General features: G+C 66.4%; 13 protein-coding genes. 9 read left to right on the top strand and 4 right to left on the bottom strand.

Annotated elements, in window-relative coordinates; all coding sequences use genetic code 11:
• Positions 1-36 precede the first annotated feature (36 nt).
• Positions 37-513, top strand: coding sequence for a L,D-transpeptidase family protein (locus F3H87_RS07835; protein WP_223228007.1), 477 nt, complete (start codon positions 37-39; stop codon positions 511-513).
• 15 nt (positions 514-528) lie between these two features.
• On the opposite strand, the gene F3H87_RS07830 is transcribed toward F3H87_RS07835, so the two are convergent.
• Together F3H87_RS07830 and F3H87_RS07825 are read right to left on the bottom strand one after the other, a co-directional pair.
• A complete protein-coding gene (locus F3H87_RS07830; RefSeq protein WP_149788022.1) occupies positions 529-1,191 on the bottom strand; it encodes a YggS family pyridoxal phosphate-dependent enzyme in 663 nt (220 codons plus the stop codon).
• A 103-nt stretch (positions 1,192-1,294) separates the two neighbouring features.
• Positions 1,295-2,233 carry a porin gene (locus tag F3H87_RS07825; protein WP_149788021.1) on the bottom strand — a complete coding sequence of 313 codons (939 nt, stop codon included), beginning with the start codon at positions 2,231-2,233 and terminating at the stop codon, positions 1,295-1,297.
• Positions 2,234-2,493: 260 nt separating this feature from the next.
• On the opposite strand from F3H87_RS07825, the gene F3H87_RS07820 reads away from it, so the two are divergent.
• Positions 2,494-3,039 carry a DUF3576 domain-containing protein gene (locus tag F3H87_RS07820; protein ID WP_149788020.1) on the top strand — a complete coding sequence of 182 codons (546 nt, stop codon included), beginning with the start codon at positions 2,494-2,496 and terminating at the stop codon, positions 3,037-3,039.
• Positions 3,040-3,055: 16 nt separating this feature from the next.
• Here the strand turns inward: F3H87_RS07820 and F3H87_RS07815 are convergent, their stop codons facing one another.
• Positions 3,056-4,318 carry a glycosyltransferase gene (locus F3H87_RS07815; RefSeq protein ID WP_149788019.1) on the bottom strand — a complete coding sequence of 421 codons (1,263 nt, stop codon included), beginning with the start codon at positions 4,316-4,318 and terminating at the stop codon, positions 3,056-3,058.
• Positions 4,319-4,470: 152 nt separating this feature from the next.
• Between F3H87_RS07815 and leuS the strand changes: the two genes are divergently transcribed.
• The 6 genes from leuS (at position 4,471) to F3H87_RS07785 (ending at position 10,823) form a co-directional block, all read left to right on the top strand.
• Positions 4,471-7,128 carry a leucine--tRNA ligase gene (leuS, locus tag F3H87_RS07810; RefSeq protein ID WP_149788018.1) on the top strand — a complete coding sequence of 886 codons (2,658 nt, stop codon included), beginning with the start codon at positions 4,471-4,473 and terminating at the stop codon, positions 7,126-7,128.
• Positions 7,115-7,600, top strand: a complete 486-nt coding sequence (lptE, locus tag F3H87_RS07805; protein WP_149788017.1) for an LPS assembly lipoprotein LptE — start codon at positions 7,115-7,117, stop codon at positions 7,598-7,600. The genes leuS and lptE overlap by 14 nt, the downstream gene beginning before the upstream one ends.
• Positions 7,597-8,628: a DNA polymerase III subunit delta gene (gene holA / locus F3H87_RS07800; RefSeq protein ID WP_149788016.1), complete on the top strand. Its 1,032-nt coding sequence runs from the start codon at positions 7,597-7,599 to the stop codon at positions 8,626-8,628. Before lptE ends, holA begins: the two co-directional genes overlap by 4 nt.
• A gap of 126 nt (positions 8,629-8,754) precedes the next feature.
• Complete coding sequence (locus tag F3H87_RS07795) at positions 8,755-9,255, top strand: peptidase associated/transthyretin-like domain-containing protein (RefSeq protein ID WP_149788015.1); 501 nt, start codon at positions 8,755-8,757, stop codon at positions 9,253-9,255.
• A 5-nt stretch (positions 9,256-9,260) separates the two neighbouring features.
• Entirely contained in the window at positions 9,261-9,872 is a 612-nt protein-coding gene (locus F3H87_RS07790) for a ferric reductase-like transmembrane domain-containing protein (RefSeq protein WP_149788014.1), read from the top strand.
• A 72-nt stretch (positions 9,873-9,944) separates the two neighbouring features.
• On the top strand, positions 9,945-10,823 hold the full coding sequence (locus tag F3H87_RS07785; RefSeq protein WP_149788013.1) for a DMT family transporter: 879 nt from the start codon (positions 9,945-9,947) through the stop codon (positions 10,821-10,823).
• A gap of 72 nt (positions 10,824-10,895) precedes the next feature.
• Here the strand turns inward: F3H87_RS07785 and rpe are convergent, their stop codons facing one another.
• Entirely contained in the window at positions 10,896-11,582 is a 687-nt protein-coding gene (gene rpe / locus F3H87_RS07780) for a ribulose-phosphate 3-epimerase (RefSeq protein WP_149788012.1), read from the bottom strand.
• Positions 11,583-11,793: 211 nt separating this feature from the next.
• On the opposite strand from rpe, the gene F3H87_RS07775 reads away from it, so the two are divergent.
• Positions 11,794-13,473, top strand: a complete 1,680-nt coding sequence (locus F3H87_RS07775) for a long-chain-fatty-acid--CoA ligase (RefSeq protein WP_149788011.1) — start codon at positions 11,794-11,796, stop codon at positions 13,471-13,473.
• Positions 13,474-13,523 lie beyond the last annotated feature (50 nt).

The following is a 13,523-nucleotide window of genomic DNA, read 5'->3' as shown; positions in this document are numbered from 1 at the left end:
CGAGGGGGCAGCGCCCCCTCCCGCCCGGCCGACCTGGTGCTGACGCCCACGCATCTGCGATTCCTGAGCCGCCGCCTGCCCTGCAGCATCGGGCGCGGCGGGCTGACCGGCGACAAGCGCGAAGGCGACGGCGCCACCCCGCGCGGCATGCATTGCATCGCCGGGCTGCTCTACCGCCCCGACCGGATGGCGCGGCCGGCAGGCTGGGCGCTGCCGATCCGTCCCTCCGACCTGTGGTCGGACGACCCGGGTCAGCCGGATTACAACCGGATGGTCCGCGTGCCCTATCCGCACAGCCACGAAACCCTGCGCCGGGCCGATCCGCTCTACGATCTCGTGCTGCTGACCGACTGGAACTGGCCGCAGGCCGTTCCGGGGCGCGGCTCGGCGATCTTCCTGCACCAGTGGCGCCGCCCGCACTACCCGACCGAGGGCTGCATCGCCTTTCGCCGCGATCACCTGCTCTGGATCGCGCAGAACATCCGCCCCGGCACGCGCCTGATCGTCCCCTGATCGGGAAAACGACCGTCAGGCCGGATGAGCGGCAACACGCTCCCCGAAAATCGCGCTGCCCACGCGCACATGGGTCGCGCCCAGCGCGATGGCGCGTTCGAAATCGCCGCTCATGCCCATCGACAGCCCCGCCAGCCCGTTGCGCGCGGCGATCTTTGCCAGCAGCGCGAAATGCAGCGACGGTTCTTCCTCGACCGGGGGAATGCACATCAGCCCCTGCACGGGCAGGTCCATATCGCGGCATTCGGCGATGAACGCATCCGCATCCGCCGGCAGGATACCGGCCTTCTGCGGCTCTTCCCCGGTGTTCACCTGTATGAACAGGTCGGGGCAATGCCCCTCTTCCTGCGCGATGCGGGCGATGGTGTTCGCCAGCTTGGGGCGGTCGACCGAATGGATCGCCTGGAACAGCTCGAACGCCTGCCGCGTCTTGTTGGTCTGCAACGGGCCGATCAGGTGCAACTCGATCCCGTCGAAGCTGTCGCGGAAACCGGGCCACTTGCCCGCCGCTTCCTGCACGCGGTTTTCGCCGAAACAGCGGTGGCCCTGTTGCAGCACCGCCTCCACCCGCTCCGGCGGCTGCACCTTGCTGACCGCGATCAGCGTCACGCTGCCCGGATCGCGCCCGGCCTCTGCCTCGGCCTTTGCGATACGTGCGCGGATATCCTCAAGCCCCATCGTCCTGTCTCCCGCTTGGTCGCGGCCAGAAAACACAATGCGGCACAAAAAGAAAAGGGCAGGTCAAGCGACCTGCCCTTCCCTATGCAATTTCCGTTCTGGATCAGAACGAGAAGAATGCACCCAGAGACACGATGGTGTCGTCCAGTGCCTCGTCGGTCTGCGTGATGCCGCCTTCCAGCGAAACACCGCCGCCCAGATCGTAGGACGCGCCGATGCCGTAGGATTCGTCAACCACGTCTTCCGATGCGACGAAGCCGTACACGGTCAGGCCGGTGCCGAAGTCGTAGCCACCTTTCAGCGACCATTTGTCAGCCTCAACGCCGCTGAACTCGGTGCTGGCATAGGCCAGGGCAACGTCGAACGCGCCGATGGTGCCGCCGATGCTTGCGAACAGGATGCTGTCGCCGTCAACCTGACCACCCGGTGCGGCTGCGTCCCACTCTTCATAAGCCACTGCAACAGTGTAGCCCGAGAAGGTGTAGTTTGCACCAACACCATAGCTGTACTCGGTGCTGTGGATGTGTGCGCCAAAGCCGTTCATGCTGTACAGAACTTCAACGCCCTCGACTGCGCCTGCACCGGCCGAGTCATACGCGGTCCATGCGAAGCGGCCACCGTTCGACGAGGTGTTGGCTGCCAGCGAGTAGAAGCCGTTGCCTTCCAGGCCCATGCCAGACGACGCGGTCGGCAGGTACAGGTTCGGAGCAGCTTCGATCACGCCCAGGATGTTGCCCATCGCCAGGGTGAAGCCGTTGGTGCTCATGTAGAAGCGAGCACCGTTCGAGTTATTGGGGTCGGTAGCACCGCCGGTCGACAGGTTTTCTTCGGTCTGGAAACGCTGGCGCGCACCAAAGACGATGCCACCATCGGTTTCGGTCGACACGTCGAACTGCAGACGCAGACGGCTTGCAGTGTTCCAGTCATCGGCATTGTCGCTGTAGGTAGCGCCAAAGCGGGCGTAGCCGCTGATCGACACGTCTGCTGCTGCCACGCCTGCGGTAGCAACCAGAGCGGTCGTTGCGAGAATGATGTTTTTCATCGTTGTTCCCTCGGTTTTCAGTCATGCGCCCCAAAACGGGGAATCCGATTTGGGTATGGCGTAGTCTCTCGCTCTTTTCGGGGGGTGTTTGCAAGCGCACCGGACGGGCCCCGGCGTTTGGGCCGCAAGATGGTGCAGCTTTGCCACACTCTTTTCCGGCGGCCCGGGGCGGGCGGCCGGGGCGAAAAGAACTAATCCCTTGCCCGCGCCCCGGTGCTTGGGTAGGACGGAAACAGATTTTGCAGGGGGCAAGGCCGTACATGACCTATTCGCGCGCGTTCAGAATCACCATGGCAGGGCTGGCGCTGGCCTCATTGGCGGCCTGCGGCGGGTTTGGCAGCCGGGGCGGCGGATCGGGCAGCGGGCTTGGCGGCGCGCCGGGAACGGAAACCACCGGCGAGGACAGCCTTTATGACCGCGCCGGGATGCCCGTTCAGGGGCGGTCGGCCATGCGCACACCCGGCAGGTCGATCTTCGACGTGTTCCGCCGCACCGATCCCGATGTCGAGGTGGCGGTCAACCGCTATCTCTGGAACGCCTCGCTGGATGTGCTGAACTTCATGCCGGTGCAGTCGATCGACCCGTTCAGCGGCGTGATCGTGTTCGGCTACGGCACGCCGCCGGGCGGCGGGCGTGCCTATCGCGCGACCGTGCATATCAAAGACCCCGCGCTGGATGCCCGCAGCCTTGTTGTGGCGCTGCAAACGCGCGGCGGCAGCCCTGTCGCCACCGGCACCCGCACCGCGGTCGAGGATGCGATCCTGGCCCGCGCCCGCCAGTTGCGCATCGCCGACGCCCGGTTCTGATCGTCGCCGGGCGGCCTCAGTCGCCCACCCGGCCCGGCGTGCAGGCGGCCAGCCGGTCGATCCACGCCATCTGCTGCGGCAGGCAGATCGTTTCCAGGTCGTAATGCGCCCGCACGAAATCCCGCGCCGCCGCGCCATAGGCCGCGCGCCGTTCGGGATCGTCCAGCAGCGCGCAGACCTCGTCCACCAGCGCCGCGCCGTCGAAGAAATCCACCAGCGTGCCGGTGCGTCCGGGCTCGATCGCCTCGTGCAGCGGCGCGGTGTCGCTGGCCACGATGGCCGCGCCCGCGCTCATCGCCTCGAACAGCGACCAGCTCAGCACGAAGGGGTAGGTCAGGTAGACATGCACCCGCGACACCTGCAACAGCCGCACGAACCGGTCATAGGGGATGCGGCCCAGGAAATGCACCCGCGCCCAGTCCGCGTCGGAGATCTGCCCGCGCACCTCGTCGATGAAGATCTGCTTCCACGTCTGCCCCTTGGGCGCACGCGCGCCGTAACTCACCTCGTCGCCGCCGACGATCAGAACGCGTGCATTGGGCCGCTCCGCCAGCAGCCGCGGCAATGACCGCATGAACACGTGATAGCCGCGATAGGGTTCGAGGTTGCGGTTGACGAAGGTGATCACCTCGTCCCCCCGCGTCAGCACCGCGCCATCCTCCATCTCGAACCGCACATCGGGGTTCGGAGCCACCAGATCGGTGTCGATACCGTCATGGATCACGCTGATCCGGTCGCGGAACGGCGGCGGAAAGGTATTCGCCTGGAACTCGGTCGGGCTCAGCGCCAGGTCGCCCACCGGCAGGTGGATCAGGTTGTTCAGGTTCTTCAGCCGGATGCGCAGCCCCTCGGCCTCCTTGTCGGGATGGCGGTCGAACTCGGGGTCGAAATGCATGTGCGGCCAGGTCGAGCGGTGGTAAAGCTCGTAATACAGCCCGATCCGCGCCTCGGGCCAGACATCGCGCAGGAACATCGACTCGCCCCAGCCGGGATGGGCCACGATGATATCGGGGGTAAACCCGTCGTCGCGCAGCGTGCGCGCGGCGCGGAAACAGGCCTCGGCCCGCACCACCTTGGTGTTCAGGTCGACCAGCCAGGGATGCGTCTTCTGCCCCGCCCCGCGACTGATCGCGTAGGGCAGCACCGTCATCCCCTGCCATTTCGTCGGTTCCTTCACCCGCAGCGTCAGCGCCACGCAATTATGCCCCGCACGCGCCAGCGCCGGGGCCAGGTGCTTGAACTGACCGGGGAAATTCTGATGGATGAACAGGATATTCATGCCTCAACCTGCACGCGTCATGTTTTTTTCCACTTTTACATGTCCTGCGCCCCCTGCCCAGAGCCGCATTTTTCACCGCCACCCCTAGACCATGGGCGATCCGCGGCCTATCACGCCGGGCAACGATCACGTTTCCAAAGGGGACGCCGCCGATGTCGCGCTATTCCGCCGCCGAAATCGAACCGAAATGGCAACAGGCCTGGGACGATGCCCGGGTGTTCAAAGCCACGCGCTCGGACGACAAGCCGAAATACTATGTGCTCGAGATGTTTCCCTACCCCTCGGGGCGCATCCATATCGGCCATGTGCGCAACTACACGATGGGCGACGTGATCGCGCGCTACAAGATCGCCACCGGCCACAACGTGCTGCACCCGATGGGGTTCGACGCCTTCGGGATGCCCGCCGAAAACGCCGCGATGGCGTCGGGCGGGCATCCGAAAACATGGACCTATGACAACATCGACACGATGGTCAGCCAGATGAAGCCGCTGGGCTTCGGCCTCGACTGGTCGCGCATGTTCGCCACCTGCGATCCCGAATATTACGGCCAGCAGCAGGCGCTGTTCATCGACTTCCTGGAAAAGGGCCTCGTCTACCGCAAGAACGCCGTGGTCAACTGGGACCCGGTGGATATGACCGTGCTGGCCAATGAACAGGTGATCGACGGCAAGGGCTGGCGCTCGGGCGCCGAGGTGGAACGCCGCGAACTGACGCAATGGTTCTTCCGCATCTCGGATTTCTCCGAAGAACTGCTCGACGCGCTCGACAACCTCGACAACTGGCCGGCCAAGGTCAAGCTGATGCAGGCCAACTGGATCGGCAAGTCGCGCGGGCTGCAATTCTCGTTCTCGCTGGTCGACGGGCTGCACGGCCATGACCGGATCGAGGTCTATACCACCCGCCCCGACACCCTGATGGGGGCCAGCTTTGTCGGCATCTCGCCCGATCATCCGCTGGCACGGCAGCTTGAACGCGACGACGAAAAGGTTGCGGCCTTCTGCGCCGAGGCCCGCAAGGGCGGCACCACCGCCGAGGCCATCGAAAAGGCCGAGAAGCTGGGCTATGACACCGGGCTGCGCGTGCGCCATCCCTTTGATACCGCGTGGGAATTGCCGGTCTACATCGCCAATTTCATCCTGATGGATTACGGCACCGGCGCGATCTTCGGCTGCCCCGCGCATGACCAGCGCGACCATGATTTCTGCGTGAAATACGACCTGCCGATCATCGACACCTTCCTGCCTGTCACCGGCGATCACGACATTCAGGCCGAACCCTTCGTGCCGCCGAAATCCGAAAAGGTCCGCTGGACCCGCGCCTTCGGCTGGGCCGAAGACGCCACCGGCGATCAGGCCGTCGATGCCGCCATCGCCTTTTGCGAGGAAAACGGCGTCGGCCAGGGCGTGACCAAGTTCCGCCTGCGCGACTGGGGCCTGTCGCGGCAACGCTACTGGGGCTGCCCGATCCCGGTGGTGCATTGCGACGCCTGCGGCGTGGTGCCCGAGAAAAAGGAAAACCTGCCGGTCGAACTGCCCGATGACGTGTCCTTCGACCAGCCGGGCAACCCGCTCGACCGGCACCCGACATGGCGCGACGTGCCCTGCCCGTCCTGCGGCAAGCCGGCGAAGCGCGAAACCGACACGATGGACACCTTCGTCGATTCGTCGTGGTACTTCGCCCGCTTCACCGCACCCCACGCCGAAACGCCCACCGACATGGCCGAGGCCGAATACTGGATGAATGTCGACCAGTATATCGGCGGCATCGAACACGCGATCCTGCACCTGCTTTATTCGCGCTTCTTCGCCCGCGCGATGCATATCTGCGGCCACCTGCCGGCGAAGTCGAAGGAGCCGTTCGACGCGCTCTTTACGCAGGGCATGGTGACCCACGCGATCTACCAGACCCGCGACGCCAAAGGCCGCCCCGTCTATCACTACCCCGAGGATATTGTGGAATACTCTCTGGAAGGGAAGCAGTTTGCCTTCTTGAAAGATGATGTAGCTACGTTGAAAACGGAAAAAAATGGATTGGTAGATACTAGGGATGCCGCCAGTATGTTTGTTCGGTGGCAAGGTTTGACACCTGATAGAAAGGTTCAAATCATCCCCTCGGCCAAGATGTCGAAATCGAAAAACAACGTGGTCGATCCCGTCCAGATCATCGAACAATACGGCGCCGACACCGCGCGCTGGTTCGTGCTGAGCGATTCGCCCCCCGAGCGCGACGTGGAATGGACCGCCGCCGGGGCCGAGGCCGCGGCCAAGCACCTTGCCCGCGTCCACCGCATCGCGTCCGAGATCGCCGCCTCCGACGCCGCCCCAAACGACGCCGACACCGGCCTGCTGCGCGAGATGCACAAGACGATCCACGATGTCACCGGCGGCGTGGACAGCTTCGGCTTCAACGCGGCCATCGCCAGGCTTTACGCCTTTACCAACACGCTGGCGAAATCCACCGCCGGGGCCGGGGCCCGCAAACAGGCCGCGAAAACGCTGGCGCAGCTCATGGCGCCCATGACCCCGCATTTGTCCGAGGAACTGTGGCAGATGCTGGGCGGCACCGGCCTTGTCGCGCAGGCCGACTGGCCACAACCCGACCCCGCCATGCTGGTCGACGACACCGTGACCCTGCCGATCCAGATCAACGGCAAGCGCCGCGCCGAAATCAGCGTGCCCAGGGATATGGACAAGGCAGAGGTTGAAAAAGCCGCCCTTGCGCAGGATGCTGTCATTCGTGCGCTGGACGGGGCCCAGCCCAAGAAGGTCATCGTCGTCCCCGGGCGGATCGTGAATGTGGTTGTCTAAACGCGCCTTCCTGCTGTCGTCGCTCGCGGCCCTTGCGGCCTGCGGCTTTACCCCGGCCTACGGGCCGCAGGGCGGTGCGGGCAAGCTGCAGAACAGTATCGAGGTCAACGCCCCCACCGGCCGCAGCGCCTATCTTCTGGTGCAGGCGCTCGAGGACCGGCTGGGCCGCCCCGGCACGCCGCGCTACCGGCTGGAAACCGATTTCTCGGTCAGCCGCGAACGCATGGCGGTGACCGCCGACAACGTCGCCACCCGCCAGAACCTGATCGGCCGGGTCAATTACCGCCTGCGCGACGCCACCGACGACAGCCTGCTGACGCAGGGCCGCGTCGATGCGCTGGCCGCCTATTCCTCGACCGATTCCACCATCGCAACCAGCGCCGCCCGCGACGACGCCTATGCCCGCCTGGCCCGGATGCTGGCCGACCAGATCGTCACCCGCCTGATCGCCGCCGCATCCGACCTGCCATGAAACTGTCGCCCCGCGATGCCAGCCGTTACTTCGCCCGGCCCGATGCCGACAAGACCGGGCTGCTGATCTTCGGCGCCGACACGATGCGCGTGGCACTGAAACGGCAACAGGTCATCGCCGCCCTGATCGGCCCGCAGGGCGAAGAGGAAATGCGCCTCACCCGCATCGCCGCCGCCGACCTGCGCAAGGACCCCGCGATGCTGCTGGACGCGATCAAGGCGCAGGGCTTCTTTCCCGGCGCCCGTGCCGCCTTTGTCGAAGAGGCCACCGACGGGCTGACCGACGTGATCGCCACCGCGCTGGCCGACTGGGCGCCGGGCGACGCGCAGGTGATCGTGACCGCCGGGCAGCTCAACGCAAAATCCAAACTCCGGCAGCTCTTTGAAAAACACCCCAACGCCTATGCCGCCGGCATCTACGACGACCCGCCCACGCGCGACGAGATCGAGGCCGAACTGGCCCGCGCGGGGCTGACCAATCTCGACGGCCACGCGATGACCGATCTTGCCGCGCTGGCGCGCGAGCTTGACCCCGGCGATTTCCGCCAGACGATGGAAAAGCTGGCGCTGTACAAGTTGGGCGACGACACGCCCGTCACCTCGGACGATATCGCCGCCTGCGCCCCCGCCTCGACCGAGGCCGACCTGGACGATGTGCTGAACATCGTGGCCGAGGGGCGTGCGCAGGAAATCGGCCCGGTCATGGCGCGGCTCGACGCGCAGGGGATGCAGCCGGTGACGCTGTGCATCGGGGCCACGCGCCATTTCCGCACGCTTTACGCCGCCGCCTCCGATCCCGGCGGCGCGGCGCAGGGGATTGCCCGGATGCGCCCGCCGATCTTCGGCCCGCGCCGCGACCGGATGCTGCGGCAGGCGCAGGGCTGGGGCGCGCACCGGCTGGAAACCGCCCTGACGATCCTGACCGACACCGACCTGTCGCTGCGCTCTGCCGGGCAGACCGCGCCGCAGATGGCGCTGGTGGAACGCGCACTCATTCGCCTTGCTATGCTGGGCCGGCAACGCGGATAGGCGGCAGGGCGTAGGGCTTTGCCACCTCACGAAGCCGTGCACGCATTTGAAACCTCGCCTGTTGCGCCGCGCGCCCCGCCCTTGGCACAATGCGCGCAGGGACTCTGCCGAAAGCGAGGTGACAGGATGACCCGCAGCCTGACGACACGCAGGGGGATTTTGCGCGGCGGCGCCACGCTGGCCGGCGCGGCGCTGGCGACGGGGGCCGCGGGCCTGCTGGTCCCGGCACGGGCGCAGGGCGTCGCGCCCACGTCCTCCATGCGGGGCGGCTCCAACAATTACCTGCCCGGTGCACCGGTTGTCGAACGCATCGGCGGCGGCGGGTTCTGGATGACCGGAACGGTGCGCCGCGCGGGCGACGGCGCGCCGCTGAAAGACATCCGCATCCAGATCTGGGCCCACACCACCGAAGGGCACGAACGCGACCCGCACAGCCACGGCGCCACCCTGACGCGGGCCGACGGCACCTTCCGGCTGGAAATGCCACAGATCGTGCCCGCCTTCGGCCAGCCGCACGGGCACCTTGCCTATGACAGCCGCGCCTTCGAAACCGTGTTCCTGCGCCCGGTCATGCGCAGCGCCAGCGATACCAGCCTCAGCGCCGATTTCGTCCTGCAACCGGCCTGAGCGGCATGGGCCGGGCGCGCGCGATCCTGCTCTGGGCCGGTTTCGCCGCCGCCGTCATCCTGCCCGTCGCCATTGCCGCGGCCAGCCCGTTGCTGGCCTGGCGCCAGCCCGTCTATATCGCCGCCGGGTTCGCCGGGATCGTGGCGCTGACCGTCATCCTTGCCCAGCCGCTGCTGGCGGCGGGCCGCCTGCCCGGCCTGCCCGCGCCGCGTGGGCGGCGCATCCACCGCTGGACCGGGGCCGCGCTGGTCGTGCTTGTGCTTGCCCATGTCGGCGGGCTGTGGCTGACCAGCCCGCCCGACGTGGTGGATGCGCTGCTGTTCACCTCACCAACGCCGTTTTCCGCCTGGGGCGTGGTGGCCATGTGGGCGATCCTTTTCGCGGCGATACTGGCGGCGCTGCGCAGGCGCCTGCACCTCCGCCCGCGCGTCTGGCGGCGGGCGCACCTGTCGCTGACCTTAGTCATCGTCATCGGCAGCATCGTTCACGCGATACTGGTCGAGGGGACGATGGGCACGCTCTCGAAATGGGCGCTGTGCCTGCTTGTGCTTGCCGCCACCGCCCGGGCCTTTGCCGACCTGCGCGCCTGGACCCTGCTCAGGCGGCGGCACGGCTGAAAGGCGCGTTCCCCCTTGCCCCTCACGCTCCGGCCCGCCATAGCTGGCCCGTACCAGCCCCCGGAGCCCGCCTTGCCCCTGCCCGATCTCCTGCGCCTCATCGGTCTTGTCTTCGCCGCCGTCAGCCTTGTGGTGCTGGGCGACACGGCGGGCAAGCTGCTGACCTCGGGCGGGGTCGATCCGTTCCTGGTGGCGTGGTCGCGCTTTGCCCTTGCCGCGCTGGCGCTGCTGCCCTTCAGCGGGTTGTGCCGCGCCGAACTGCCCGACCTTCTGGACCGGCGCGTGCTGATCCGCGGGCTGTTCATCGCCTGCGGGATATCCTCGATCCTGACCGCATTGAAAACCGAGCCCATCGCCAACGTGTTCGGCGCGTTCTTCATCGGGCCGGTGGTATCCTACGTGCTGGCCGTGCTGTTCCTGCGCGAACGCCCCTCGGCGCTGCGCGGGCTGCTGCTGGGGCTTGGGTTCCTGGGGGTGATGCTGGTCGTGAAACCCGGCTTCGGCGCGACGCCGGGGATCGGTTTCGCACTCCTGGCGGGCACGTTCTACGGCGCATACCTGGTGATGACCCGCGTGGTGGCGGGCGATTTCCGGCCGCGTTTCCTGCTGATCTCGCAACTGCTGATCGGCACTGTCGCGCTGGCACCGCTGGCGGCGATGGCCGAGGTGCCCCCGGTCGACCTGCGCCTGTCGTTCCTGGTCCTGCTCAGCGCGGCGGGATCGGCGGTGGGAAACTTCCTGCTGGTCCTCGCCAACCGCCGGGCCGAGGCCAGCCTGATCGCGCCGCTGGTCTACAGCCAGCTGATCTCGGCCACGGTTCTGGGGGTGCTGGTTTTCGGCGACTGGCCGGATGCCTGGTCGCTGATCGGGCTGGCCGTGATCGCCGCGTCGGGGATCGGGTCGCTTGTCCTTCAGCGGCCGGTCCGCGCGGTGCAGACAGGCCGGCCCTGACCGGCGCGAAAACCGCGCGGTTTCGGGGCCGAACCGCGCGATGTTTGCATATTTAACGATGTCCTGAATATATCAGGCCGCTTCGGCAGCCGCCCGGATCGCCCGGATATTCTCGCCATAGGGCGCGGGGTTTTCCACCGACCCGCCCTTGAACACCGCCGATCCCGCCACCAGCACATCCGCCCCGGCCGCAACCATCAGCGGTGCGGTTTCCGGGGTGATCCCGCCGTCGATCTCGATATGGATCGGGCGGTCGCCGATCATCTCGCGCAGGCGTTTGACCTTGTCGATCTGGCTGTGGATGAACTTCTGCCCGCCAAAGCCGGGATTCACCGTCATGACGCAGACAAGATCAACCATATCAAGAAGATAGGTCACGTCCTCGATCCCCGTTCCGGGGTTCAGCGCCAGCCCGGCCTTGCAACCCGCGCCGCGGATCGCCTGCAACGTGCGGTGGATATGCGGCCCGGCCTCAAGATGCGCAGTCAGGATGTCGGCACCCGCCTCGGCGAAGGCGTCGATATAGGGATCGACCGGCGAAATCATCAGGTGCACGTCCATCACCGTCTGGATATACGGGCGGATCGCCTTGCACAGCGGCGGACCGAAGGTCAGGTTGGGCACGAAATGCCCGTCCATCACGTCGACATGTATCCAGTCGGCGCCCTGCGCTTCAACTGCTTGAATTTCCTTGCCAAAATTGGCGAAATCGGCAGACAGGATCGACGGGGCGATCTTGATCGGGCGGTCAGGGGACATGGCGTGCGATACTCCGACGGGGCGATTTGCGCCTCTCCTATCCTGCCGCGGTCGGCCCCGCAAGCATCCCGGTCTGCGGAAAATAATTCCGAAAATATGGACAGGCCCTCCCGGTTATGCCAGTTTCGCCGAAAAAACAGGGAGGAGTCGAGACCGTGAGGCGGCAAGGCATACACGCAATCCGGTGTCGCAGGCATGCGCGGGGCCGTGCATGATGAATCGTCTGCACATGCAGGTCTGGCCAAAGGGCATACCCGAAACGGTCACATGGCCCGACGGGACACTTTACGACAACCTGTCCCGAACCGCGCAGCGCCACGGCGACAGGCCCGCGCTGATCTATCACGGCGCGGTCACCAGCTATGCCGGGCTGAACGCGCAGGTGGAAAGGCTGGCCGGTTTCCTGCAGAACGAACTGGGCATCGGCAAGGGCGACCGGGTGCTGCTTTACATGCAGAACAGCCCGCAATTCGTGGTGGGCTACTATGCCATCCTGCGCGCCGACGCGGTGGTGGTTCCGGTCAACCCGATGAGCCGCCATGCCGAACTGGAGCATCTTGCGCGCGACACCGGCGCGCGGGTGGCGCTGGCCGGGCAGGAGCTTTTGCCGTTTATCGCCCCCATCGTCGAAGAGGGGCTGCTGACCCATGTGATCGCCGCCACCTATGCCGAGGCCGCCGCCCCCGACCGCGACATTCCGCTGCCGGGCGACCTGGACACGATGCGCGCCGCCGATGCGACAGGCCCCGGCGTGATCCGCTGGGCCGACGCGCTGGAGCGCGCCACGCCACCCGCCCCGCACGGCGCCACGCGCGACGACCTGGCGGTGATCCCTTACAGCTCGGGCACGACCGGGCAGCCAAAGGGCTGTATGCACAGCCATTTCACCGTGAACGTGACCGCATGGGGCGGCGTTGCCTGGAACCCCTCGGATGAAACAGATGTCAGCCTTGCGGTGCTGCCGCTGTTTCATGTCACGGGTATGCAGGCCTGCATGAACGGCCCGATCATCGCGGGCAGCGCCATCGTCCTGATGACGCGGTGGAACCGCGACGCCGCCGCCACGCTGATCGCGCGTCACAAGGTCACGCGCTGGCGCTCGATCTCGACCATGGCGATCGACCTGGTGAATTCACCCAATTCCGGCAGTTACGACCTGTCCAGCCTGACCGCCATCGGCGGCGGCGGCGCGGCCATGCCCGAGGCCATCGCGAAGAAACTGCACGACCTGACCGGGCTGGATTACATCGAAGGCTACGGCCTGAGCGAAACGATGGCCGCCACCCATATCAACCCCGTCACCGCCCCACGGCGGCAATGCCTGGGCATTCCGGTCTTCGACGTGGACAGCCGCGTGGTAGACCCCGAAACCATGCGTGAACTGCCGCAGGGCGAGGTGGGCGAGATCGTCACCAACGGCCCGCAGGTGTTCCTGGGCTATTGGGGCCGCCCCGACGAAACCGAAAAGTCGTTTTTCGAGATGGACGGCAAACGGTTCTTCCGCACCGGCGATCTGGGCTATATCGACCCGCAGGGCTATTTCTACATGGTCGACCGGGTGAAGCGGATGATCAACGCCAGCGGATTCAAGGTATGGCCTGCCGAGGTCGAGGCGCTGATGCACCACCATCCCGACATCGCCGAGGTCTGCATCATCGGCACGCGCGACCCGCGCCGGGGCGAGACCGTCAAGGCGGTGGTGGTGCCGCAGGATGCCGCCCGCGGCCGGTTGACGGAACAGGCGGTGATCGACTGGTGCAGGTCGGAAATGGCGGCCTACAAATGCCCGACATCGGTCGAATTCGCCGATGCCCTGCCGAAATCGGGCAGCGGCAAGGTGCTGTGGCGCAAGCTGGCGGAACGCGAGGCGCAAAAGGCGGGCGCGGCTTGACCACGGCAAAGCCATTGCAGTAAGGGCACGCAGCCCATTGGACGGGAAGG

Origin of the sequence: Lutimaribacter pacificus (assembly GCF_900142185.1) — a bacterium.
Lineage (GTDB): Bacteria > Pseudomonadota > Alphaproteobacteria > Rhodobacterales > Rhodobacteraceae > Lutimaribacter > Lutimaribacter pacificus.
This window is presented reverse-complemented; position numbering and strand designations above follow the sequence as displayed.